The sequence below is a fragment of the Streptomyces sp. NPDC091280 genome (assembly GCF_044768565.1).
Lineage (GTDB): Bacteria > Actinomycetota > Actinomycetes > Streptomycetales > Streptomycetaceae > Streptomyces.
This window is the reverse complement of sequence record NZ_JBIVUZ010000016.1, coordinates 189,562-212,311: the sequence shown is the minus strand read 5'-3', so window position 1 is coordinate 212,311 and position 22,750 is coordinate 189,562. Positions and strand designations below refer to the sequence as shown.

18 protein-coding genes are annotated in these 22,750 nt (G+C 71.6%); 12 read left to right on the top strand and 6 right to left on the bottom strand.

The window, feature by feature from the left end; all coding sequences use genetic code 11:
- Positions 1 to 16: 16 nt before the first annotated feature.
- Together lysX and ACIQPR_RS40255 are read left to right on the top strand one after the other, a co-directional pair.
- Positions 17 to 3,295: a bifunctional lysylphosphatidylglycerol synthetase/lysine--tRNA ligase LysX gene (gene lysX / locus ACIQPR_RS40260; protein WP_403659481.1), complete on the top strand. Its 3,279-nt coding sequence runs from the start codon at positions 17 to 19 to the stop codon at positions 3,293 to 3,295.
- A 91-nt stretch (positions 3,296 to 3,386) separates the two neighbouring features.
- Positions 3,387 to 4,226, top strand: a complete 840-nt coding sequence (locus tag ACIQPR_RS40255; RefSeq protein ID WP_403659478.1) for a polysaccharide deacetylase family protein — start codon at positions 3,387 to 3,389, stop codon at positions 4,224 to 4,226.
- Between the two features lie 36 nt (positions 4,227 to 4,262).
- On the opposite strand, the gene ACIQPR_RS40250 is transcribed toward ACIQPR_RS40255, so the two are convergent.
- A complete protein-coding gene (locus tag ACIQPR_RS40250) occupies positions 4,263 to 4,934 on the bottom strand; it encodes a class F sortase (protein WP_403659475.1) in 672 nt (223 codons plus the stop codon).
- 332 nt (positions 4,935 to 5,266) lie between these two features.
- On the opposite strand from ACIQPR_RS40250, the gene ACIQPR_RS40245 reads away from it, so the two are divergent.
- Positions 5,267 to 5,770, top strand: a complete 504-nt coding sequence (locus ACIQPR_RS40245) for a hypothetical protein (RefSeq protein ID WP_403659472.1) — start codon at positions 5,267 to 5,269, stop codon at positions 5,768 to 5,770.
- Between the two features lie 97 nt (positions 5,771 to 5,867).
- Here the strand turns inward: ACIQPR_RS40245 and ACIQPR_RS40240 are convergent, their stop codons facing one another.
- The 3 genes from ACIQPR_RS40240 to ACIQPR_RS40230 all read right to left on the bottom strand — a co-directional run bounded on the left by ACIQPR_RS40240 (position 5,868) and on the right by ACIQPR_RS40230 (position 7,956).
- A complete protein-coding gene (locus ACIQPR_RS40240; RefSeq protein WP_403659469.1) occupies positions 5,868 to 6,416 on the bottom strand; it encodes a hypothetical protein in 549 nt (182 codons plus the stop codon).
- A gap of 248 nt (positions 6,417 to 6,664) precedes the next feature.
- Positions 6,665 to 7,399 carry a DUF4239 domain-containing protein gene (locus tag ACIQPR_RS40235; protein WP_403659678.1) on the bottom strand — a complete coding sequence of 245 codons (735 nt, stop codon included), beginning with the start codon at positions 7,397 to 7,399 and terminating at the stop codon, positions 6,665 to 6,667.
- Positions 7,399 to 7,956 carry a hypothetical protein gene (locus tag ACIQPR_RS40230; RefSeq protein WP_403659466.1) on the bottom strand — a complete coding sequence of 186 codons (558 nt, stop codon included), beginning with the start codon at positions 7,954 to 7,956 and terminating at the stop codon, positions 7,399 to 7,401. The genes ACIQPR_RS40235 and ACIQPR_RS40230 overlap by 1 nt, the downstream gene beginning before the upstream one ends.
- 378 nt (positions 7,957 to 8,334) lie before the next feature.
- Here ACIQPR_RS40230 and ACIQPR_RS40225 point away from each other — a divergent pair, with 378 nt between their 5' ends.
- From ACIQPR_RS40225 to ACIQPR_RS40215, 3 genes are all read left to right on the top strand, one after another.
- Positions 8,335 to 9,294, top strand: coding sequence for an SCO0930 family lipoprotein (locus tag ACIQPR_RS40225; protein WP_403659463.1), 960 nt, complete (start codon positions 8,335 to 8,337; stop codon positions 9,292 to 9,294).
- A 340-nt stretch (positions 9,295 to 9,634) separates the two neighbouring features.
- Positions 9,635 to 10,447 (top strand): SAM-dependent methyltransferase, encoded by an 813-nt coding sequence (locus tag ACIQPR_RS40220; RefSeq protein ID WP_403659460.1) that lies wholly within the window; start codon positions 9,635 to 9,637, stop codon positions 10,445 to 10,447.
- Positions 10,444 to 12,588, top strand: a complete 2,145-nt coding sequence (locus ACIQPR_RS40215; protein ID WP_403659457.1) for a putative bifunctional diguanylate cyclase/phosphodiesterase — start codon at positions 10,444 to 10,446, stop codon at positions 12,586 to 12,588. Before ACIQPR_RS40220 ends, ACIQPR_RS40215 begins: the two co-directional genes overlap by 4 nt.
- A gap of 32 nt (positions 12,589 to 12,620) precedes the next feature.
- On the opposite strand, the gene ACIQPR_RS40210 is transcribed toward ACIQPR_RS40215, so the two are convergent.
- Complete coding sequence (locus ACIQPR_RS40210) at positions 12,621 to 13,502, bottom strand: LysR family transcriptional regulator (protein WP_403659454.1); 882 nt, start codon at positions 13,500 to 13,502, stop codon at positions 12,621 to 12,623.
- Positions 13,503 to 13,622: 120 nt separating this feature from the next.
- Here ACIQPR_RS40210 and ACIQPR_RS40205 point away from each other — a divergent pair, with 120 nt between their 5' ends.
- The 6 genes from ACIQPR_RS40205 to ACIQPR_RS40180 all read left to right on the top strand — a co-directional run bounded on the left by ACIQPR_RS40205 (position 13,623) and on the right by ACIQPR_RS40180 (position 20,329).
- On the top strand, positions 13,623 to 14,294 hold the full coding sequence (locus ACIQPR_RS40205) for a succinate dehydrogenase (RefSeq protein WP_403659675.1): 672 nt from the start codon (positions 13,623 to 13,625) through the stop codon (positions 14,292 to 14,294).
- 1 nt (position 14,295) lies between these two features.
- Positions 14,296 to 16,266: a fumarate reductase/succinate dehydrogenase flavoprotein subunit gene (locus tag ACIQPR_RS40200; protein WP_403659451.1), complete on the top strand. Its 1,971-nt coding sequence runs from the start codon at positions 14,296 to 14,298 to the stop codon at positions 16,264 to 16,266.
- Positions 16,263 to 17,012, top strand: coding sequence for a succinate dehydrogenase/fumarate reductase iron-sulfur subunit (locus ACIQPR_RS40195; RefSeq protein ID WP_403659448.1), 750 nt, complete (start codon positions 16,263 to 16,265; stop codon positions 17,010 to 17,012). Before ACIQPR_RS40200 ends, ACIQPR_RS40195 begins: the two co-directional genes overlap by 4 nt.
- A gap of 320 nt (positions 17,013 to 17,332) precedes the next feature.
- Complete coding sequence (locus ACIQPR_RS40190; protein ID WP_403659445.1) at positions 17,333 to 18,106, top strand: GNAT family N-acetyltransferase; 774 nt, start codon at positions 17,333 to 17,335, stop codon at positions 18,104 to 18,106.
- Positions 18,106 to 19,041 carry a lysophospholipid acyltransferase family protein gene (locus ACIQPR_RS40185; protein WP_403659442.1) on the top strand — a complete coding sequence of 312 codons (936 nt, stop codon included), beginning with the start codon at positions 18,106 to 18,108 and terminating at the stop codon, positions 19,039 to 19,041. Before ACIQPR_RS40190 ends, ACIQPR_RS40185 begins: the two co-directional genes overlap by 1 nt.
- 118 nt (positions 19,042 to 19,159) lie before the next feature.
- Complete coding sequence (locus tag ACIQPR_RS40180; protein WP_403659440.1) at positions 19,160 to 20,329, top strand: alanine--tRNA ligase-related protein; 1,170 nt, start codon at positions 19,160 to 19,162, stop codon at positions 20,327 to 20,329.
- Here ACIQPR_RS40180 and ACIQPR_RS40175 read toward each other — a convergent pair.
- A complete protein-coding gene (locus tag ACIQPR_RS40175; protein ID WP_403659437.1) occupies positions 20,217 to 22,607 on the bottom strand; it encodes an ATP-binding cassette domain-containing protein in 2,391 nt (796 codons plus the stop codon). The genes ACIQPR_RS40180 and ACIQPR_RS40175 overlap by 113 nt on opposite strands.
- Between the last annotated feature and the right edge of the window lie 143 nt (positions 22,608 to 22,750).

Below are 22,750 nucleotides of genomic sequence, written 5' to 3'. Positions count from 1 at the left end.
TCCTACAGTCGGAAGCATGACCGCCACCGTGCAGGCGCCCCGGTCCAAGGACACCAAGGCTCCGATACGGCCGCCCGGCCGCGGCTTCCTCAGCAGGGTGCCGGAGGGCTTCGCGACCTTCTTCGGCGCCCTCGGCCTGCTCTGCGTCCTGCTGGCCCTCATCGCCCCGCTGCGCCGCGTCCTGCGCCCGGTGGTCCGCTTCCTCGACCTCCTCATCGTCCCCGTCAGCGCCAACCTCGCCTACGCCGTCTTCCTGTTCCTGCTCGCCGCGGCGACCGCCGCCCGCAAGAAGATCGCTTGGTGGCTGGTCGTCGTCTACCTCGGCCTGCTGGTCCTCACGGACGTCCTGGGCGTGGCCCTCGGCCTGTACGCCGAGTCCCTCCCGTCCCTGATCGTCTGCGCCCTGCTGCTGGTCCTGCTGATCGTCGCCCGCAGACAGTTCTACGCCGCCTCCCGCCGCGCGGCCGTCCGCCGGGCCCTCGCCGTCCTGTTCGCCGGACTCGCCGTCGCGATCCTGGCCGGCTGGGGACTGGTCTCCCTGTTCCCCGGCACGCTGCCCGAGAGCCAGCACCTGGGCTGGGCCGCCGACCGGGTCTGCGGCGGACTGGTCTCCGGCCGCTCCTTCGACGGCCGCCCGCCCCGCGCCCTGTTCTTCCTCCTCGGCCTCTTCGGCGCGCTCGCCCTCCTCAACGCGGCCACCGTCCTCTTCCGCTCCCAGCGCCTCGAAGCGGCCCTGCACGGCGACGAGGAGGCCCGTATCCGCGCCCTGCTGAAGGCCTACGGCGGCCAGGACTCCCTCGGCTACTTCGCCACCCGGCGCGACAAGGCCGTCGTCTTCTCGCCCAGCGGCAAGGCCGCCGTCACCTACCGCGTCGAGGCGGGCGTCTGCCTCGCCAGCGGCGACCCGGTGGGCGACCGCGAGGCCTGGCCGCACGCCATCGCCACCTGGCTCGACCTCGCCCGCCGCCACGCCTGGGCCCCCGCGGTGATGGGCGCCTCCGAGGACGGCGCGAAGGCCTTCGCCCGCGCCGGACTCGGCGCCCTCCAGCTCGGCGACGAGGCCATCCTGCACGTCGCCGACTTCGACCTCGCGGGCCGCGACATGCGCGTCACCCGCCAGGCCGTGGGCCGCGTCCGCCGGGCCGGCGCCACCTGCCGCGTCCGCCGCCACTCCACCCTCACCGACGCGGAGATGGAGGAGATCGTCGACCGCGCCGACGCCTGGCGCGACACCGAGACCGAACGCGGCTTCTCCATGGCCCTGGACCGCCTCGGCGACCCCGCCGACGGCGACTGCCTCCTCGTCGAAGCACTCGGCGGCGACGGCAAGCTGCTCGCCCTGCTGTCCCTCGTCCCCTGGGGCACCGACGGCGTCTCCCTCGACCTGATGCGCCGCGACCGCACCGCACCCAACGGCGTCATGGAGTTCATGGTCGCCGAACTCTGCGCCCTCGCACCGAAGTTGGGCGTCCGCCGGATCTCCCTCAACTTCGCCGTGTTCCGCTCGGCCTTCGAGGAGGGCGCCCGCATCGGCGCCGGACCGGTGCTCCGCCTGTGGCGCCGGCTCCTGCTGTTCTTCTCCAAGTGGTGGCAACTGGAGGCCCTTTACCGCTCCAACGCCAAGTACCACCCCGAGTGGTACCCCCGCTTCATCTGCTACGGCGAGACCGCCTCCCTGGCCCGGATCAGCCTCGCGTCCGGCATCGCCGAGGGCTTCGTCTCCGTACCGTCGCTGCGTCAACTCTGGGGAAAGGGGCACCCGAAGAGCGGACAGCGGCCCGCGACCACGGCGGGGCTGCTGCCCCTGTCGGCACTCGGCCTCGACGGAGCGGACGAGGCCGGGGCGGGCGGCCCGGACGGCGCACGGCCCGAACAGGTCCGCGTCCGCCACCGCACCCTCGACCGCCTGATCGCCACCGGCACCGACCCCTACCCGGTCGGCGTCCCGCGCCGCACCCACACCCTCGCCGAGATCCGCGCGGGCGACCAAGTCACCGTCGCCGGGCGGGTGATGCGGGTGCGCGACCTCGGCGGCATCGTCTTCCTCACCCTGCGCGACTGGTCCGGCGACCACCAACTCGCCCTCACCCGCGCCGAGTCGGGCCCCGGCCTGGACCGCTTCACCGCCGACACCGACATCGGCGACCACATCACCGCCACCGGCCGCGCGGGCACCAGCGACAAGGGCGAACCCACCGTCTTCGTCACCTCCTGGCAGCTCACCGGCAAATGCCTGCGCCCGCTGCCCGACAAACACCGCGGCCTCACCGACCCCGAGGCCAAGGTCCGCACGCGCTACCTCGACCTGGTCGCGAGCCCCGCCGCCCGCGATGTGGTCCGGGCCCGCTCCACCGCCGTACAGGCCCTGCGCCAGGGCCTGTTGGAGCGCGGCTACCTGGAGGTCGAGACCCCGATGCTCCAGCAGATCCACGGCGGCGCCAACGCCCGCCCCTTCACCACCCACATCAACGCCTACGACCTCGACCTCTACCTGCGCATCGCCCCCGAGCTGTACCTCAAGCGCCTGTGCGTCGGCGGGATGGAGAAGGTCTTCGAGATGGGCCGCACCTTCCGCAACGAGGGCGTCTCCTACAAGCACAACCCCGAGTTCACGATGCTGGAGGCCTACCAGGCGTACGCCGACTACGACGAGATGCTCGACCTCGCCCGCGAACTCGTCCAGGGCGCGGCCACCGCCGCCTTCGGCTCGCCCGTCGCGCGCAAGGACGGCCAGGAGTACGACATCTCGGGCCGCTGGCCGGTCAAGACCGTCTACGGCGCGATCTCCGAGGCGCTGGGGGAGCCGGTCGACGCCGACACCGAACTGCCCGCCCTGCACCGGCTCTGCGACCGGGCCGGAGTGCCGTACGGCGTCGACGACCCGCGCGGGGACGTCGTACTGGAGATGTACGAGCGGCTGGTCGAGGAGCCGACCCGGCTGCCCACCTTCTACAAGGACTTCCCGACCGACGTCTCCCCGCTCACCCGGCAGCACCGCACCGACCCGCGCCTCGCCGAACGCTGGGACCTCGTCGCCTTCGGCACCGAACTCGGCACCGCCTACTCCGAACTGACCGACCCCGTCGAACAGCGCCGCCGCCTCACCGCCCAGTCGCTGCTGGCCGCCGGGGGAGACCCCGAGGCGATGGAACTCGACGAGGACTTCCTCGACGCCCTCGAATACGCGATGCCGCCCACCGGGGGCCTCGGCATAGGCGTGGACCGACTGGTCATGTTCCTCACGGGTCTGACGATCCGTGAGACGCTGCCGTTCCCCCTCGTCCGGCGCCGCTGAGCACGCGCACGCTGGGCCGGGCGGGTGTTTTCCTGCCGCCGCTCCGGTGTCGAGGTGCGGCGGCGGTGCCCCGCCGGGCGACTGATGAGTCATGAAGAAGGATCAGTCGCTCACGCGCCGACGGGCCCTGCTCGCCGGCGCCGCTGCCGTCGGGGCGGCCGGCACCGCCGGTCTGCTGTACTCCGGACTCTCCGACGACGCCCCCGCCAGGGCCGCCGCGCCCGCCGCCGGGCCCCCGCCGCGCCTCGCCCGCAAGCCCTCCTCCTACCGCCTCCAGCCCGTGGCCGGATACGGCGCACCGCACACCACCCTCGCCCACGTCCCGGTACGGCACGAACCGTTCCTGCGCATGTCCGGCCGCGGCAACACCATGGTGCTCACCTTCGACGACGGACCCGACCCCCGCTACACCCCGCACATCCTGGACACCCTCGCCGAGTACGACGTCCGCGCCACGTTCTTCGTGTGCGGCGAGATGGCCGACTGGAACCGCGACATCCTGGCCCGGATGTCCGACGAGGGCCACGTCGTCGGCAACCACACCTGGTCGCACCCCCTGCTCACCAAGCTGACCCGACGTCAGATCCGCTCCGAGATGGAACGCACCAGCGACGTCATCGAGGACGCCTACGGCGAACGGCCCCTGTGGTTCCGCGCGCCCTACGGCGCCTGGAACCGGGCCGCCTTCCAACTCGGCTCGGAGCTGGGCATGGAACCCCTCGCGTGGACCGTCGACACCCTCGACTGGGACACCCCCGGCGTCCGGCACATCGTCGACGCGGTCGAGGACGGCGCCGCCCCCGGCGTCGTGGTGCTCTCGCACGACGCCGGGGGCGACCGTTCCCAGAGTGTGCGGGCGCTGCGCGAATATCTGCCGCACCTGCTCGACTCCGGCTATCACATGGCGCTGCCGCGCCGCCGGACCACCTGACGGAATCAGGCCCTGTCCCGCCCGGTCGGGGAACGCTCAGTGGACCTCGACCAGGCGGGCGAAGACGACGACATTGCCGTCGTAGCCGTTCTGCTTGGAGAAACCGCCGCCGCACGTGATGACGCGCAGTTCCGGAGTTCCCTTGGAGGCGTAGACGCGGTCGCCGGGGAAGTTGCTCTTCTCGAAGACCTCGATGCCGTAGATCTCGAATACGGCCGTCTTTCCGTCCTTGCGCTCGACCTCGACGCGATTTCCCTTCTTGAGGGCCCCGAGTCCGTAGAACACGGCGGGGCCCATCTTGTTGTCGACATGGCCGACGACGACCGCCGTGCCCTTCTCGCCGGGGGAGACGGCGCCGGTGAACCAGCCCGCCAGATTCGGGTCCTCCGGCGGTGGCGCGCCGACCCAGCCGTCCGCGTCCAGGCCCACCGGCATGACCGGGGCGTCGACCCGGATCGCGGGAATCCTGACCCGGTCGGCGACGGAGTACGGCAGCGGGGCCGGGGCCTTGCCGAAGGTGCCGACACCGGTGCGGGTGTCGGCCGCAGCCGCCGAAGCCGGCTGCGGCGGCCCCACATCGAACTCCCCCGAACCATTCCGAATGAGCGCGAGACCGGTCAGCAGAACAAGCGCTATCACTCCCCACGGGGCGCGCTTCTTCTGCCGCTCCTCCTCTTCGGCAAGCTCGGACAGCTCGGACGCAGACATTCGCCATCCCCTCTCGACGCGGCCGTCGCCACGTCAATCGCGCATACGAGAACGCTAAGTCCGGAATGCGGAACCGGCGACGGGGCAGGCGCGAACGGGTGGCCCGGACATCCTTATGTGCGCCATATGAGGAAAAGGCGGCAGGAATTTTCTGACGGTCCGTGACCTGCGGCAATATCCGATTGTCCGGTGGTCGCCCGGCGTGTCCGCTCACCAGGACGGACCATTCCCGAAATGCGGGCGCGTGCAAGGCATCTGAGGGTGCGTCTGGGAGGCGTTTTCTCGCCGATCGACCGGGGACGTGTCCCGGGGCGCCTTCCGCGGAGGATGACATGCGTACAACTCGTGCCCTGGCCGCAGCCGGTGCCGCGGTGGCCGTCCTGGGGCTCGCCGCCCCGGCCGCTCTCGCGGACGGCATGGGGGAGAGCCCCAGCAACATCGTCGCCCTGCCCAGCGTGATCGCCCGCGGCGGCCAGCTGACCGTGACGGTCGACGGCTGCTTCACCGGCGCCACCGCCAACTCGCCCGGCTTCGAACGCCCGGCGAACCTGTCGGCACTCGTCGGCGGCGCCGGCCAGACCGCCAGCGGAACGGCGCGGATCAGCCGGAACGCCGGTCCGGGCCCGTACAGCATCACCGTGCGCTGCCGGAACGGCTCCGTGCTGACCCGCGACTCCGCCTACACCGTCATCGGCGGTGTCCGCGGCGGTCTCGGCGGCAGCAGCACCGCCGGCGCGACCCCGACCGACATGGCGATCGGCGGCGGCCTGGTCGCCGCGGCCGTAGTGGGCGGCGGGGTGTTCTGGATGCGCCGCCGCAGCGAGCGCGTCATCTGACCTCCGTCCCCCTGCGGAGAGCGTGCCGCACGGAACAGGCCTTCGCCCCGGACCCTTTCGGGTTCCGGGGCGAAGGCCTGCGCGGGTGCCGGAGCGGTCAGGCGCCGTCCTCCCCGGTACGGCGGCGGGAGAAGTGGTACGCCGCCCCCACCGAGCCGGCGATGAGCGCCGCGCCGATGCCCAGCTCCTTGAGGTCGAACCCGGCGATGCTGCCGCCCTCGCCGGCCCTGACCCCCCGGGGCATCTGCTGCGCCGGCTGGAGCGGCTGGATGTTGTTGTTGGTGCGGCCGGAGGCGATGGTCAGACCCGTGGAGCCGCTCTCGCCGCCGCACGTGAACGTCACCTGGTACACCGCGCCCGGCCGGGCGTCCCAGTCGACCGTCGCGGTCGCCGAGGACTGGCCCGGCGAGATCCTGACGGTGTCGAAGACCCCGGAGGAGACCGTGGCGGAGCCCCGGCAGCCGCCGCTGTCGCGGTCGATCTGCAAGGTCACCTGACCGCCCGCCGCGATCGTCGAGGGCAGGACGCTGAAGCCGAACGGCGTGATGTTGTGGTTGCCGTCGCCCTTCGCGACGGCGGCCGGCGCCGCGAGGGCGAGGGCGCTGATGCCCAGCAGAGCGGCCGAGGCGACGCGTATCGCGCGCATGGTGATTCCTCCGGGTCCCCGAGGAGCAGCCGCGGACCTTTTCCGCTGGCGCCGTAAATGCACCTCGATGTCCGAAACGCTAGGAACATGTGTGCGCTCCCGCGATCCCAGTCGCGCGAATGGGGCAACCGTGTGGGCCGCACAGGGGACGCCGTTCCTGCGACCGGGGGACGGCCGCGGCGTGGCGGACGTCCCCCCCGGCGGCCGACCCGTGACCCGGCCCCGGCCCCGGTCCCGGTGAGGGGCCGTCAGCCCTTGATGTGCGGGAAGAGGTTCAGGAACGGCTGCGACGAGGCCGTGATGCCGCGGCTGTACGGCGCGTCGAAGTCCCAGATGAGGAACAGGAGGAAGGCGATCAGCGCCGAGAACAGCCCGGCCAGCACCAGTTCCCGGGTCGTGCGCCGGATCTGCAACGCGAAGACCATGCCGATGGTGATCACCGCCCCGGCCAGCAGCCCGAACCACACCACCGCCGGCATCGTCGCCCCCGTGGAGTCCGCGCGGGCGTTGCGCGCCGCGTCGAGGGCGCCCACCTGGTCGACCAGCGGCTGGTAGGCCTGCGCCTGGAAGTCCGTCTTCGGCTGGTAGTCCGTGACGTCCGCGCGGATGCGCTCCAGGAGTTCGGCGCCGCGCGGGGTGAGCTTCTGGTGGTCGGCCATCGTCTTCCACTCGACGTTGACGACCTGGGAGACGTACGCCTCGACGTCGGCCCGGATCCGGTCGCGCTCGTCCGGCGGATAGGCCCGCACCCGCTCCGAGATCTCGTGCAGCGCCTGTGCCTCCGCCTGCACATGGTCCTGGGCGGCGCTGCGGGCCTCCCAGACACCGGCGATCGCCAGACCCAGGACGATGGCGTACACCACGCCGATCCACATCGTCATGTACTCGATGACGTCCGGGGTCTCGCTGGGGTCCTCGTCCTCGGACGCGGTGCGGGCGCGCAGGAAGGTGACGATGAGGACGACGACACAGGCCGCCGCCATCACGAGGACGAGAACAAGCCATTCCGACAAGGGTTTCCTCCGGGGATCAGCGCGGACGCAGCGCGGCGATGGCGACCACCGCGGGCAGCGTGATGAGCAGGACGTAGACGACCGGCGGCGTCCGGCTGTGGGCGGGCCGCGGGCGCGGCTGGGCGTGGTACTTCGGATAACTCACCGGGGTCGCCGCGGGACGCGGGGCGGGCCTGGGCACCGGCTTGGGCTTCGGTTTCGGTGAGGGAGTCGGGGTCGGGGTCGGCGTAGGTGTCGGGACCGGCCGGGGCGGCGGGGCGGCGGCCGGCCGGGGCGCCGGGGCGGGCGGCGGAGGCGTGGGCCTCGGCGTGGGTTTCGGGGTCGGGGTCGGCCGGGGTGTCGGCGTCGGGGTGGGCTTCGGCTTCGGCGGGGGAGGCGGCGTCGGCTTCGGCGGTGGCGGAGTGGGCGTCGGCGAGGGGCAGGGCGGCGGCGGGCTCGGCTCCGGGCAGATCGGCGGAGTCGGCCAGGAGTCGCCGGCCACCGCCACTGCCACCGTGCCGTCCGGCCCCGTCGAGGCGTACGCGCACGCGTCGGCCGCCGCCGGGCCCGCCGGCGCGCCCACCAGCAGCCAGGTCAGCGTCACCAGGGCCAACGCCCTTGCGACAGGGGCGGTTCGGGTCGGTTCGGGTCCATGCACGACGGAGATCATGAGGCTTCGCGGGCCCGCGCGTGCCCGGGCGCGGAGGGATTGCCCCGAAGGAGTGGAAGGCGCTGTGCGACGGTTTGACGATCCGACAGTCGGAGGTGGCCGGATGCGTACGCCCATGCGACGGGCGGCTGTGTCACAGGTGTCGGAAAGAAATTTGTGCGGCCGTTGAACACTTCCCTGGTCCCCACCCGTACCTAGGACCGTGCGGCGGCACAGACGGGCGCTGCAACATCCAGGTGATTATGGGGAGTTGAAGATGAAGACCTCCTGGCGGAGCGCCTCACTCGCGGCGACGGCCGTGTCCGTCATGGCGTTGACGGCCGCATGCGGTTCGAGCAACGCGCCTACGCCGTCCTCCGCGGCACAGAATGTCGGTGCCACGGCGGCGGCCGGAGGTTACGGCAGCGTGGGGGCCGCGACGTCGAGCCCCAGCGCCGCCAGCAACGGCTACGGCGCGGACGGCCAGCAGGCCGCGGCGGCCGAGCCCGCGGGCCAGTTGACGGTTGCCAGCAACCCCGACCTCGGCAAGGTCCTGAGCGACGGCGCGGGCCTGACCCTCTACCGCTTCGACGCCGACACGGCCAACCCGCCGAAGTCCAACTGCGACGGCGACTGCGCCACCACCTGGCCGCCGGTTCCCGCCGACGACGCCACCGCCGGCGCCGGTATCGACAAGTCCCTCATCGGCGAGGTGACCCGTTCCGACGGCACCAAGCAGCTGACCATCGGCGGCTGGCCGGCCTACCGCTACGCCAAGGACGTCAACGCCGGTGACGTCAACGGCCAGGGCGTGGGCGGCAAGTGGTACGCGCTGGCCCCCGACGGCAAGAAGGCGACCCTCGCCTCGCTGCCCGGCCTCTCCGTCCGCAAGGACGCCAAGCTCGGCGACATCGTCGTCGACAAGAACGGCCACACGGTCTACCGCTTCCTCAAGGACAAGGCGTGGCCCAAGTCCGTCTCGAACTGCACCGGCGCCTGCCTGGAGAAGTGGCCGGCCGTCGGCATCGTCTCGGCGGACGACACCAAGGGCGTGCAGAAGAAGGGCCTCATGGGCTTCACCCGGCCCGACGGCGTCAAGCAGATGACCGTCAACTGCTGGCCGATCTACACCTTCTCCGGTGACACCGCCGCCGGACAGACCAACGGCCAGGGCGTGGGCGGCACTTGGTACGCCGTCTCGCCCGAGGGCAAGCCGGTCGGCGCGCCCGCGGAGTAGCGAGAACCTCCCCAGGGTTGATCGCCCCCCGCCCACTCGGCAACGGACACGCGGAAGGGAGGGACGCGGGCAAGCGACAACAGTGCCGAAACACAGCAGCGCGTACGACCACAGGTCCGCCCCCTCCGCACCGCACGGAGGGGGCGGGCCGCTTTGGCATTTCCCGCGCGGCGAATTCCGGCATTCTCCACGCTTCTCCGCGTGTCCCCGCACGGCAATTCGGCACGTGCCGCAGGCAGTGACCGGGAACGGACGGTCAATTTCCGTTTCCGCTCGCTCCTTTGGCGGGCGATCAGTAGCCTCAGCTCGAACACCGGATCGCCTACGCCTGGAGAGATACATGGAGCGTCCCGCCTGGGCACCACGGAGCATCGACATCTCGGTGCCGAGCGTTTCGCGTATCTACGACTACTACCTGGGCGGTTCGCACAACTTCGAGGTCGACCGGGAAGCGGCCCGCAAGGCCATGGAGTTCCTCCCGGGACTTCCCAAGATCATGCAGGCGAACCGGGCGTTCATGCGCCGCGCCGTCCGCTTCGCGGCGGCCGAGGGCATCACCCAGTTCCTCGACATCGGCTCCGGAATTCCCACCTTCGGAAACGTCCACGAGGTGGCCCAGGAGGCCAGTCCCGGCGCCCATGTCATGTATGTCGACCACGACCCGGTGGCGGTCGCGCACAGCCAGGCCGTCCTCGCGGGCAACCCGACCGCGGACGTCGTCGCGGCCGACCTCCGCAAGCCCCGGGAGATCCTCGCGAGCCCCGAGGTGCAGCGGCTGATCGACATGAATCGGCCAGTGGCCTTACTTCTCGTTGCCATACTGCACTTCGTGGAAGACACGGACGACCCGTACGGAGCGGTGGCACAGCTGCGCGACGCACTCGCGCCCGGCAGCCTGCTGATCCTCACTCATGCCTCGTACGAGGGAATCCCGTTGCCACCGGAGCGCGCGGAGGGCGCGGTCGACGTGTACAAGGACATTCGCAATCCGCTGATCATGCGCTCGCGCGAGGAGATCGCGCGGTTCTTCGAGGGGTACGACATGGTGGAACCCGGACTGGTGCCGATGCCGGACTGGCGGCCGGACACCGCACCGGAGGACGAGGATCCGTATTCGTTCTCCGGATTCGCCGGCGTAGGACGCACGGCGTGATCGCGGAGCCGGACGGGCCGGAGGACAGACTGCGCAGGTTCGCGACCATCTGGAGCCGGGCGGTGTTCCCGGCGACCTCGACCTCGCTGACCCGGCCGGAGTTCGAGGAACTGCTCCTGCCGCTGGCCCGGCGGCTGAGCGAGGCGCTGCGCGCCAGGACCTTCGAGGCCGAGGAGGGCAAGGCGGTGGGCGCCGCCCTCGTCGCCGCGCACTGCACCGACCCCGACGCCCTCAGCCGCACCCTGGAGTGCGTCGACGCCTACCTGGTGCTCTACTGCGGCGGCGACGGCCCCCAGGAGGACCTGCGGATCCGCTCGGCCCGCCTCCAGCACGCCATGGCCGCCGGCTTCGCCCAGGAACTGCGCGAACGCACCCTCGCCGAGCAGGAGGCCATCTCGGTGGCCGCGCTCCAGGCCCAGGGCGTCGTCGCCCAGGCCCTGCACGCGACGGAGGCCCGCTTCCGCGCCGTCTTCGAGGGCGCGGCCATAGGCATCGGCATGGCCGACCTCGACGGCAACATCCTCCAGGTCAACGGCGCGCTGCTGCGCATGTTCGGGATCTCCGACCAGACCATGGGCGGACGCAACGTCCGCGAGTGGACCCACCCGGAGGACGCGCCCCAGACCTGGACCCTCTACGACGAACTCGTCCGCGGCGAACGCGAGCACTACCACGTCGAGAAGGCGTTCTACCGGCCGGACGGCACGGTCCTGTGGACCAACCTCACCGTCTCCCTGCTGCGCGACGCGGACGGCAGCCCGCAGTACCAGCTCGCCCTCATGGAGGACACCACCGAGCGCCGGCTGCTGAACCTGCGGCTGCGCTACGAGGCGACCCACGACGCGCTCACCGGCCTGCCCAACCGCACCCTGTTCTTCGAACGCCTGGAGAAGGCGCTCGGCGCGGGCGACAACCAGCGGTTCGGGCTGTGCTACCTCGACCTCGACGGCTTCAAGACCATCAACGACAGCCTCGGCCACGCGGCCGGCGACCGGCTGCTCGTCGAGGTCGCCGACCGGCTCCAGTCCTGCGCGACCGCGCCCGGAGAGATGGTCGCCCGGCTCGGCGGCGACGAGTTCGTGGCCCTGACCACGGGCCCCGACACCGAGCGCGAGGTCGACGAGCTCGCCGGCCGCATCATGAACGCGCTCGTCACCCCCGTCAGCATCGACGGCCGCGACCTCACCGTGCGCGGCTCCATCGGCATCGTCGAGGGCCCGGCCGGCGAACGCGGCCCGGCGGAGGTGCTGCGCAGCGCCGACATCACGATGTACCGGGCCAAGTCGGCGGGCGGCAACCGCTTCGAACTCGCCGACCCGGAGGCCGACGCCCGCGCGATCACCCGCCACGGACTGACCACGGCACTCCCGGCCGCGCTGGACCGGGGCGAGTTCTTCATCGAGTACCAGCCGCTGGTCCACCTCGGCGACGGCAGCGTGCGCGGCGCCGAGGCCCTGGTCCGCTGGCTGCACCCGCAGCACGGCGTGCTCGGCCCCGACCGGTTCATCCCGCTCGCCGAACACACCGGCCTGATCGTGCCGCTCGGCCGCTGGGTCCTCGACCAGTCCGTCCGGCAGGCCAAGCAGTGGCAGGAACGACACGGCGGCAACGACGCGACCGGCCCGCTGCGCATCAACGTCAACCTCTCGCCCTGCCAGCTCAGCCACCCCAGCCTGGTGCAGGACACCGTCGACATCCTGGAGCGCGCCGGCGTCAGCCCCGACGCGCTCTGCCTGGAGGTCACCGAGTCCGCGCTCATCGGCGCCGACGACGACCTCCTCAAGCCGCTGCGCCGGCTGGCCGAGATGGGCGTCGACATCGCCCTCGACGACTTCGGCACCGGCTACTCCAACCTCGCCAACCTCCGCCGCCTGCCGGTGAGCATCCTCAAGCTGGACCGCTCCTTCACCCAGGGCATGCAGCAGTTCCCGGCCGACCCGGTCGACCTCAAGATCGTCGAGGGCATCGTCTCCCTCGCGCACAGCCTGAACCTCGCGGTGACGGTCGAGGGCGTCGAGACGGGCGCACAGGCCGAGCAGCTGCGCATACTCGGCTGCGACACGGCCCAGGGCTGGTACTACGCCCGCCCCGGCCCGCCGGAGCGGCTGCACGAACTGGCGCTGGTGGACGCGACGGGCTGATCGACCGCCGCCCCGGGGCGGCCGGGCGGCGGTCAGCGCTCCAGCAGCATGCGTTGCAGCTCTCTGGCCGCCCTCGGCGGAGCCACGTCGCTGCGGTGCGCGAGCGCGATCGTCCGGTGCAGTCCGGGCCGGGCCAGCGGGGTCACCCGCAGCCCCCGCCCGGACTTCGTCGCCACCATCCGCGGTACGACGGCCACGCCGAGCCCCGCCCGTACGAAGCCGAGGACCGCGTCCATCTCGCCGCCCTCCACCGCGAAGTCGGGTTCGAAGCCCTCGGCGCGGCACGCGGCGACGGTCAGTTCCCGCAGGTCGTAGCCGTGCCGGAACATCACGAGGCGCTCGCCCTCCAGGTCGGCGATGCGGACGGTACGCCCTCGCCCCGGCACCGGCGCCTCCGGTGTCGACACGACCACCAGGTCCTCGCGCAGCAGCTCCACCGTCGTCAGCGCCGGTGACGGCGTGGGCAGCGGCAGCACCACCAGGGCCAGGTCCAGGGCGCCGCGCGCGAGTTCGCGTACGAGATCGTGCGAACCGCCCTCCTCGATGAGCAGCCGGATGCCCGGATAGCGGTCGTGGAAGGCGCGCAGCACGTCCGGCAGCAGACCTGTGCACAGGCTCGGGGTCGCCCCCAACCTGACCCGCCCGCTGCGCAGTTGGACCAGTTCGAGGACCTCGTGCCGGGCCGTGTCCGCGTCCGCCAGGATCCGCCGGGCCAGCGGCAGCAGTGCCTCGCCCGCGTCGGTGAGCGTGATGTTGTTTCGCGCCCGCAGGAACAGATCGGCCCCCAACTCCCGCTCCAGCGCCTTGATCTGCTGGGACAGCGAGGGCTGCGCGACATGCACGAGATCGGCGGCCCGGGTGAAGTGCCGGGTCTCGGCGACGGCCACGAAGTACTGGAGCTGCTGGAACTGCATACAGCCATGATAGTCGCGTCCTATGGAAACGAGCCGGATCATGTCTTGGACCGATCGACGGTGGGGCGCCTAACGTCCGTAGACATGGCTCTGGCAACGCGGACGGACAAACGGCCGTCGATGGCGCGCACGGTGTGGGACAGCACCGTCGGCAAGAAGACAGTGATGGCGGTCAGCGGCCTGATCATGCTGCTGTACCTGGTCGTCCACATGATCGGGAACCTGAAGATCTTCTTCGGCGCGGGCGAGTTCAACCACTACGCCCACTGGCTGCGCACGGTCGGCGAGCCCTTCATGCACTACGAGTGGACGCTCTGGCTGATCCGGATCGTCCTGGTCGTCGCCGTCGTCGCGCACGCCGTCTCCGCGTACCAGCTCAGCCGCCGCGACATCAAGGCGCGCCCCAGCAAGTACGTGCACAAGAAGCCGAGGGCGAGCTACGCGACGCGCACCATGCGCTGGGGCGGGATCATCCTCGCCCTGTTCATCGTCTGGCACATCCTCGACCTGACCACCGGCACCGTGCACTCCGGCGGCTTCCAGGAGGGCCACCCGTACCAGAACGTCGTGGACACCTTCTCCACCTGGTACGGCGACACCATCTACATCGTCGCGATGCTCGCCCTCGGCCTGCACGTCCGGCACGGCTTCTGGAGCGCGGCCCAGACCCTCGGCGCGGGCAGCCGCAGCCGCGACCGCGCCCTGAAGACGACCGCCAATGTCCTCGCACTGCTGCTCACGGCCGGCTTCATCGCCGTCCCCGTGGGCGTCATGACCGGAGTGGTGAGCTGAAATGTCTCCCGAAGCCGAAACGCCCCTCGAATACGCGGACTTCACGACCGGGGACCCCGTCACCGACATCAAGGCCCCGGCCGGACCCGTCAACGAACGCTGGGACACCCGGCGTTTCGAGGCCAGACTCGTCAACCCCGCCAACCGCCGCAAGCACACGGTGATCGTCGTCGGCACCGGCCTCGCGGGCGGCTCCGCGGGCGCCACCCTCGCCGAACAGGGCTACCACGTCGTCCAGTTCTGCTACCAGGACTCCCCGCGCCGCGCCCACTCGATCGCCGCCCAGGGCGGCATCAACGCGGCGAAGAACTACCGCAACGACGGCGACTCCGTCCACCGCCTCTTCTACGACACCGTCAAGGGCGGCGACTTCAGGGCCCGCGAGTCCAACGTCCACCGCCTCGCGCAGATCTCCGTCGAGATCATCGACCAGTGCGTGGCGCAGGGCGTGCCCTTCGCCCGCGAGTACGGCGGCCTCCTCGACACCCGCTCCTTCGGCGGCGTGCAGGTCTCCCGCACCTTCTACGCGCGCGGCCAGACGGGGCAGCAGCTTCTCCTCGGCGCCTACCAGGCCCTGTCCCGGCAGATCGCCGCCGGGAACATCGAGATGCACCCGCGCACCGAGATGCTCGACCTGATCGTCATCGACGGAAAGGCGCGGGGCATCGTCGCCCGCGACCTGGTCACGGGCCGCATCGACACCTACTTCGCGGACGCCGTCGTCCTCGCCAGCGGCGGTTACGGCAACGTCTTCTACCTGTCGACGAACGCCATGAACTCCAACGCCACCGCGATCTGGCGGGCCCACCGGCGCGGCGCGCTCTTCGCCAACCCCTGCTTCACCCAGATCCACCCCACCTGCATCCCGCGCACCGGCGAGCACCAGTCCAAGCTGACCCTGATGAGCGAGTCGCTGCGCAACGACGGCCGGATCTGGGTCCCGAAGGCCAAGGGCGACACCCGCCCCGCCCACCGGATCCCCGAGGACGAGCGCGACTACTACCTGGAGCGCGTCTACCCGTCCTTCGGCAACCTGGTGCCCCGGGACATCGCCTCCCGCGCCGCGAAGAACGTCTGCGACGAGGGCAGGGGAGTCGGCCCCGGCGGCCAGGGCGTCTACCTCGACTTCGCCGACGCCATCGCGAGGATGGGCCGCAAGGCCGTCGAGGAGAAGTACGGCAACCTCTTCGACATGTACGCCCGGATCACCGCCGAGGACCCGTACACGGTTCCGATGCGGATCTACCCGGCCGTGCACTACACGATGGGCGGCCTCTGGGTCGACTACGACCTCCAGACCACCGTCCCCGGCCTGTTCGCGATCGGCGAGGCCAACTTCTCCGACCACGGGGCCAACCGCCTCGGCGCCTCCGCGCTGATGCAGGGCCTGGCCGACGGCTACTTCGTGCTCCCGGCGACCATCAACGACTACCTCGCCCGCCACCCCGGACATGAGGCGATCACCGTCGAACACCCCGCAGTACAGGAGGTGTTGGCGGAGACCGAGGACCGGCTCCACCTCCTGCTGTCCGTCGACGGCGACCGCACCCCCGACTCCTTCCACCGCGAACTGGGCGAACTCATGTGGGAGTTCTGCGGAATGGCCCGCACCGAGGGCGGACTGCGCAAGGCGCTGGAGCGCATCCCGCAGATCCGCGAGGAGTTCTGGCGCCGCATCAAGGTCCCCGGCACCGGCGAGGAGTTCAACCAGTCGCTGGAGAAGGCGAACCGCATCGTCGACTACCTCGAACTCGCCGAGCTGATGTGCCTCGACGCGCTCAACCGCGCCGAGTCCTGCGGCGGCCACTTCCGCGAGGAGTCCCAGACCCCGGACGGTGAAGCGGCGCGCCGGGACGAGGAGTTCAGCTACGCGGCGGCCTGGGAGTTCACCGGAACCGGCTCATCTCCCGTACTGCACAAGGAAGACCTCGTCTTCGAGTACGTCCACCCCACTCAGCGGAGCTACGCATGAAGCTCACCCTGCGCGTCTGGCGGCAGCGCGACGCCGCCGCCGAAGGCGCCATGTCCACCTACCACGTGGACGGAATCTCCAGCGACATGTCCTTCCTGGAGATGCTCGACACCCTCAACGAGGAACTCATCCTCAAGGGCGAGGACCCGGTCGCCTTCGACCACGACTGCCGCGAGGGCATCTGCGGCGCGTGCAGCCTGGTCATCAACGGCGACGCGCACGGCCCCGAGCGCACCACCACCTGCCAGTTGCACATGCGGTCCTTCGCGGACGGCGACACGATCGACATCGAACCGTGGCGCGCCTCGGCCTTCCCCGTCGTCAAGGACCTGGTCGTGGACCGCTCGGCCTTCGACCGGATCATCCAGGCCGGCGGCTACATCACCGCCCCGACCGGCGCCGCCCCCGAGGCCCACGCCACCCCCGTGCCCAAACCGGACGCGGACTTCGCCTTCGAGCACGCCGAGTGCATCGGCTGCGGGGCATGCGTGGCCGCGTGCCCGAACGGCGCGGCCATGCTGTTCACCTCCGCCAAGGTCAACCACCTGGGCGTCCTCCCGCAGGGCGCCCCCGAACGCGAGACCCGCGTCCTCGACATGGTCACGCAGATGGACGACGAGGGCTTCGGCGGCTGCACCCTCACCGGCGAATGCGCCACCGCCTGCCCGAAGGGCATCCCCCTGGTCTCCATCACCGCCATGAACAAGGAGTGGCTGCGCGCCACCCGCAAGGTCGCCAGGCGCTGACCGCCGTACGAACTCCCCCAGGGGACAAGGACGTTCGCCGACAAGGTGCGGACGGGCGGGACCGGGAGTGGTGCTCATCCCCGGTCCCGCCAGGCATCCCCGGGAACTCCCACCGACCCTCCTTCGTTCCCAGCACGAGTGCACGACGACGACTGTCCCTGATCGCCCGGGTGTGAGCACGCCGTTCAACAACCCCACATCCCTGCTCCGGGCACAGGTCACGCGCAGGACGCCCGGCATCGGAAGAACTGTTGCGACCGGACCTACGGAACCGGCCAGCCAGTTCCCCCGCCGAACCCGGCCCGTGATCAGGGAGAGCCATGACCGGCGTGTCCACCCTCGACCGTCCCTCGCAGCCCGCAGCGCCGACCCGCTACACCGTCACGCTCGCCCGCGACGAGAACGACGTGCGGGCCGCGCAGCGGCTGCGCCACGACGTCTTCGCCGGGGAGATGGGCGCCCACCTGTCCAGCCCGCAGCCCGGCCTGGACGTGGACGCCTTCGACGCCTACTGCGACCACCTCCTCGTCCGCGACACGGTCACCGGACAGGTGGTCGGCACCTACCGGCTGCTGCCGCCGGAGCGGGCCGCGGTCGCCGGACGGCTCTACTCGGAGAGCGAGTTCGACCTCACCCCCCTCGACCCGATCCGCCCGGGCCTGGTCGAGGTCGGCCGTTCCTGCGTCCACCCCGACCACCGCGACGGCACGGTCATCGGCCTCATCTGGGCCGGCATAGCCCGCTACATGGTCGACCGCGGCCACGAGTGGCTGGCCGGCTGCTGCTCCGTCCCGCTCGCCGACGGCGGCGCCCTCGCCGCCGGCACCTGGGACCGGGTCGGCGCCAAGCACCTCGCCCCCGAGGAGTTCCGGGTACGCCCCCTGCTGCCCTGGAACCCGGACGGCGTCGCCCGCCCCGCCGACCGCGTCGAACTCCCGCCGCTGCTGCGCGGCTACGTCCGCCTCGGCGCCTGGGTCTGCGGCGCGCCCGCCCACGACCCGGACTTCGGGGTCGCCGACCTGTACGTGCTGCTGTCGATGCGCCGGGTCAACCCGCGCTATCTGCGGCACTTCCTCTCGCTCGTCCCGGCCTGATGAGCGTCTGGCTGCCCAGCGCGCCCTGCACCCCCAGGACGTGCATCGGGTCGACGGGGTCCGTCACGGCGCTGCCGCGCGCCGTGCTGCGATGCGTGGCCGTGCTGGTCGTGGTGGCCGCCGGGGCCGCCCTCACCCCCATCGGCGGGCGGATCCCCGCCCGCGCGGTGCGCTGGTGGTGCCGGACCATCGTCCGGGCCGCCGGCATCCGGCTCCGTATCACCGGCAGCGCCACGCCCACCGGCGGACTGCTGCTGGTCGCCAACCACATCTCGTGGCTGGACATCCCGCTCATGGCCGCCGTCCGCCCCGCCCGCATGCTCGCCAAGGCCGAGATCCGCAACTGGCCCGTCGCGGGGACGCTCACGGCGGGCAGCGGCGCCCTGTTCATCGACCGCGACCGGCTGCGCGCCCTGCCCGAGACGGTCGCCTCCGTCGCGGGCGCCCTGCGCGCCGGCGGAGCGGTCGCCGTCTTCCCCGAGGGCAGCACCTGGTGCGGCCTGGCCCAGGGGCACTTCCGGCGGGCGGTCTTCCAGGCCGCGCTGGACGCCGGAGTCCCCGTCCAGCCGGTCGGTCTGCACTACGTCACCGACGGCGGTACGGCCAGCACGGTCCCCGCCTTCATCGGCAGCGACTCGTTGCTCACCTCGGTGTGGCGGGTCGTGTCGACGCGCGGACTGGTCGCCGACGTCGAGGTGGGGCAGGCCATAGCGCCCGGCAGCCACCCCGACCGCCGTTCCCTCGCCCACGCGGCGCAGGCCGGGGTGTCGGTCCGGGCCCACCACCCGGACCACTGCGCCTCGGCGGCCCCGGTGCCGGTGAATATTCGCAGGACGGCGCGGAGGCGTCCTGCTAGCGTCGCGGCCATGAGGATCATCAGGCACACCGGCACCGCGACCGCGCGAGCGACCAGCTCGCCGGCTGCCGACGCCTGATCCCACCCACCACTCCCGGCGGCCGGAAACGGACCGCCGGGACGTGTCGTCTCCACCCCCTCGCACCCCGCCCGGCGGTCCCTTCCGGTCCCCACCCGACCCGAAGGACCCGACCGCCATGAACACCGACGACGTCGTCCGCACCTTCCTCGACTTCTACCGCGAACGCGGGCACGAGCCGATCACCGGCAGCACCCTCCTGCCACCGCCGTCCGACCCGGTCCTGTTCACCACCTCCGGCATGCACCCGCTCACGCCCTACCTCAAGGGCCGCCCCCATCCACAGGGCCGCCGTCTGGTGAACGTCCAGCGCTGTCTGCGCACCACCGACCTCGACGAGGTCGGCGATCCCACCCACCTCACCGTCTTCGAGATGCTCGGCTCCTGGTCGCTCGGCGACTACGGCCATCCGCAGAGCCTGCGCTGGGGCTACGAACTCCTCCGTGACGGCTTCGGCGTCCCGCACGAGAAGCTGTCCGTCACCGTCTTCGACTCCGACCTCCAATCCCTGGACACCTGGCGGGAGTTGGGCCTGCCCGTGGAGCCGACCCAGGACGAGAACTGGTGGTCCAACGGACCGACCGGCCCCTGCGGCCCCGACTCCGAGATCTTCTACTGGACCGGCGACGGCCCGCCGCAGGGGAGCCCGACCAGCGACCCGCGCTGGGTGGAGATCTGGAACCACGTGCACATGCGCCACGACCGCGGCGACGACGGCGAACTCGTACCGCTGCGCCAGGTCAACGTCGACACCGGCATGGGACTTGAGCGCCTCGTCTCCATCCTCCAAGGACGCGGATCGGTCTACGAAACGGATCTGTTCGAGCCCTGGATGCGGCTGGTCCCACCGCTGTGGGACCTGGACGAGAGGTCGGTGCGGGTGGTCTGCGACCACCTGAGGTCGACCGTCGTGGTCCTGGGGGACGGCGTACGGCCGTCCAACACCGGTCGGGGGTACGTCCTACGGCGGCTCGTGCGGCGGTTGCTCACCGTGCTGCGGCGGGACGACCCGTCGCGCACATTGGCCGATCTGCCGGTCGAGCCTGTCGAGCACACGCTCGATCACTTTCGGCAGCCGCTCGGTGCCGATGCCGTGCGGGACGTGCTGGGGGACGAGGAGCGGCGGTTCGACGGGCTGCTGGAGCGGGGACGGCGGGTGCTGTCGCGGCCGGAGTTCAGGGGGCCGTTGAGCGAGGAGGACTATCGCTATCTGCACGACACCCATGGCCTGCCGCGTGAGTTGGTGGCCGGTTCGCTGTCAGAGCCTTCGCCAGATAGGGAGCTGTGACGCTTCCCGGCGCCCTCGCCACCTCGCTCGGCGGGCCCGTCGCCACGATCCGCCCGCCGTCCAGGTCGATCACCCGGTCCGCGCCCGCCACCACCGCCATGTCGTGCTCGACCACCACCACCGTGTGACCGGCGTCGACGAGTCCGTGGAGCTGCCGGAGGAGCACCTCGACGTCGGCGGGGTGGAGACCGGTGGTCGGCTCGTCCAGGACATAGAGGGTGTGGGCGCTCCGGGAGCGCTGCAACTCGCTGGCCAGCTTGATGCGTTGGGCCTCCCCGCCGGAGAGTTCGGTGGCGGGCTGGCCCAGCCGCAGATAGCCGAGGCCGACGTCCAGGAGCGTGCCGAGGCTGCGCGCCACGGGCGGCGAGTCCGCGAAGAACTCCGCCGCGGCCTCCACCGTGAGGTCGAGGACCTGCGCGATGTTCCGTCCCCGGTACGCCACTTGGAGTATCTCGGGGTTGTAGCGGGCCCCGCCGCACTCCGGGCAGGGCGCGTAGGTGCTCGGGAGGAAGAGCAGCTCGACGCTCACGAACCCCTCGCCCTGGCAGGTCTCGCAGCGCCCGCCCGGCACGTTGAACGAGAACCGCCCCACGCCGTAACCCCGTCGCCGTGCCTCGTCGGTGGCCGCGAACACCTTGCGGACGACGTCGAAGAGGCCGGTGTAGGTGGCGAGGTTCGAGCGCGGGGTGCGGCCGATCGGCTTCTGATCGACCGACACCAGCCGTCCCACACCCGGCAGTTCCTCGGTGATCTCCCCGATGAGCGTCGACTTCCCGGAGCCCGAGACGCCGGTGACGGCGGTGAACACCCCCAGAGGGAAGGCCACCGTCACCTCCCGCAGGTTGTGCCGGGTGATCGGGCCGACCTTCAACTCGCCGTGCGGGGAACGGACTTCGCGGGCCGGTGCGGGGGAGCGGTGGAAGAGGTGGCGGGCCGTCGCCGACTCCTTCACCCCCGCCAGGTCGGGCACCGGGCCGCTGTGCAGCACGCGCCCGCCGTGTGCGCCGGCCAGCGGTCCCACGTCCACCAGCCAGTCGGCGGCGCGCATGACGTCGAGATGGTGCTCCACCACGAACACCGAGTTGCCCGCGGCCTTCAGCCGATCCAGCACCGTGAGCAGGGCCTCGGTGTCGGCGGGGTGCAGACCGGCCGACGGTTCGTCGAGGACGTAGACGACACCGAAGAGGCCGGAGCGCAGCTGTGTGGCCAGGCGCAGGCGTTGCAGTTCGCCGGGAGAGAGGGTCGGGGTCGGGCGGTCCAGGCTGAGGTGGCCGAGGCCCAGTTCGAGGATCGGCGCGATACGGGCGGTGAGGTCCTCGGTGAGGACGCGGGCCGCCTCCGAGGTGCCGCCCAGCGTGCCCGCCAGCTCCGCCAGCGGCAGCGCCGCCAGGTCGGCGATCGTACGGCCCCCGACCGTCACCGCCAGGGACTCGGCGCGCAGTCGGCCGCCCTCGCAGACCGGGCAGGGGGCACTGGTCAGGAAGCGTTCCGCCCTGGCCCGCAGGGTCGCGCTCTTCGTGTCGGCGAACGTTTTCATGACGTACCGGTGGGCGCTCATGTATGTGCCCTGGTACGGGCGTTGGATGCGGTCGGCGTCCCGGACCGGATGGACCGTCACCACCGGCTGCTCGTCCGTGAACAGGATCCACTCCCGCCGCTCGGCGGGGAGTTCGCGCCACGGCACGTCGACGTCGTGGCCGAGGGTGTCGAGGATGTCGCGCAGGTTCTTGCCCTGCCAGGCGCCGGGCCAGGCGGCGATCGCGCCCTCGCGGATCGACAGGGACGGGTCGGGGACCAGGGACTCCTCGCTCGTGCGGTGCACCCGGCCGAGGCCGTGGCACTCGGGGCACGCGCCCGCCGCCGTATTGGGGGAGAAGGCGTCCGAGTCGAGGCGTTCGGCGCCGGGCGGGTAGTCGCCGGCGCGGGAGAACAGCATGCGGAGCGAGTTGGAGAGATGGGTGACCGTGCCCACCGAGGAGCGGGAGGTGGGGGTCGAGCGGCGCTGCTGGAGCGAGACGGCGGGCGGGAGCCCGGTGATCTCGCCGACCTTCGGGGCGCCGATCTGGTGGATCAGTCTGCGGGCGTACGGCGCGACCGACTCGAAGTAGCGGCGCTGGGCCTCGGCGTAGATCGTGCCGAAGGCGAGGGAGGACTTCCCGGAACCGGAGACGCCCGTGAACACGACCAGCGCGTCCCGGGGGATGTCGACGTCGACGCCCTGGAGGTTGTGCTCGCGGGCGTCGCGTACGCGGACGAGGGGGTCGTGGGGGCTGGACATGGCCCGGTGATTCTATGCGCTCCCGGTCGGTGACGCCCGCTGACCTGCGGGGGTGCGGCGGGGTCAGGGCTGTGCCACGTTGGAGGAGACGGAAAACGGCCGCCGCGCGGTCCCCCGCGCCGCGCCGTCCGGCCCCGCCGCGC

Excerpts from the sequence above, each read along its gene's own strand:
- ACIQPR_RS40205 (WP_403659675.1), top strand. The coding sequence starts at position 13,623 with ATGGCGCGCACGGTGTGGGACAGCACCGTCGGCAAGAAGACAGTGATG.
- ACIQPR_RS40175 (WP_403659437.1), bottom strand. The coding sequence starts at position 22,607 with ATGTCCAGCCCCCACGACCCCCTCGTCCGCGTACGCGACGCCCGCGAG.
- ACIQPR_RS40200 (WP_403659451.1), top strand. The coding sequence starts at position 14,296 with ATGTCTCCCGAAGCCGAAACGCCCCTCGAATACGCGGACTTCACGACC.
- lysX (WP_403659481.1), top strand. The coding sequence starts at position 17 with ATGACCGCCACCGTGCAGGCGCCCCGGTCCAAGGACACCAAGGCTCCG.
- ACIQPR_RS40195 (WP_403659448.1), top strand. The coding sequence starts at position 16,263 with ATGAAGCTCACCCTGCGCGTCTGGCGGCAGCGCGACGCCGCCGCCGAA.
- ACIQPR_RS40185 (WP_403659442.1), top strand. The coding sequence starts at position 18,106 with ATGAGCGTCTGGCTGCCCAGCGCGCCCTGCACCCCCAGGACGTGCATC.
- ACIQPR_RS40180 (WP_403659440.1), top strand. The coding sequence starts at position 19,160 with ATGAACACCGACGACGTCGTCCGCACCTTCCTCGACTTCTACCGCGAA.
- ACIQPR_RS40235 (WP_403659678.1), bottom strand. The coding sequence starts at position 7,399 with ATGGCGGCGGCCTGTGTCGTCGTCCTCATCGTCACCTTCCTGCGCGCC.
- ACIQPR_RS40255 (WP_403659478.1), top strand. The coding sequence starts at position 3,387 with ATGAAGAAGGATCAGTCGCTCACGCGCCGACGGGCCCTGCTCGCCGGC.
- ACIQPR_RS40245 (WP_403659472.1), top strand. The coding sequence starts at position 5,267 with ATGCGTACAACTCGTGCCCTGGCCGCAGCCGGTGCCGCGGTGGCCGTC.
- ACIQPR_RS40220 (WP_403659460.1), top strand. The coding sequence starts at position 9,635 with ATGGAGCGTCCCGCCTGGGCACCACGGAGCATCGACATCTCGGTGCCG.
- ACIQPR_RS40225 (WP_403659463.1), top strand. The coding sequence starts at position 8,335 with ATGAAGACCTCCTGGCGGAGCGCCTCACTCGCGGCGACGGCCGTGTCC.
- ACIQPR_RS40250 (WP_403659475.1), bottom strand. The coding sequence starts at position 4,934 with ATGTCTGCGTCCGAGCTGTCCGAGCTTGCCGAAGAGGAGGAGCGGCAG.
- ACIQPR_RS40190 (WP_403659445.1), top strand. The coding sequence starts at position 17,333 with ATGACCGGCGTGTCCACCCTCGACCGTCCCTCGCAGCCCGCAGCGCCG.
- ACIQPR_RS40240 (WP_403659469.1), bottom strand. The coding sequence starts at position 6,416 with ATGCGCGCGATACGCGTCGCCTCGGCCGCTCTGCTGGGCATCAGCGCC.
- ACIQPR_RS40210 (WP_403659454.1), bottom strand. The coding sequence starts at position 13,502 with ATGCAGTTCCAGCAGCTCCAGTACTTCGTGGCCGTCGCCGAGACCCGG.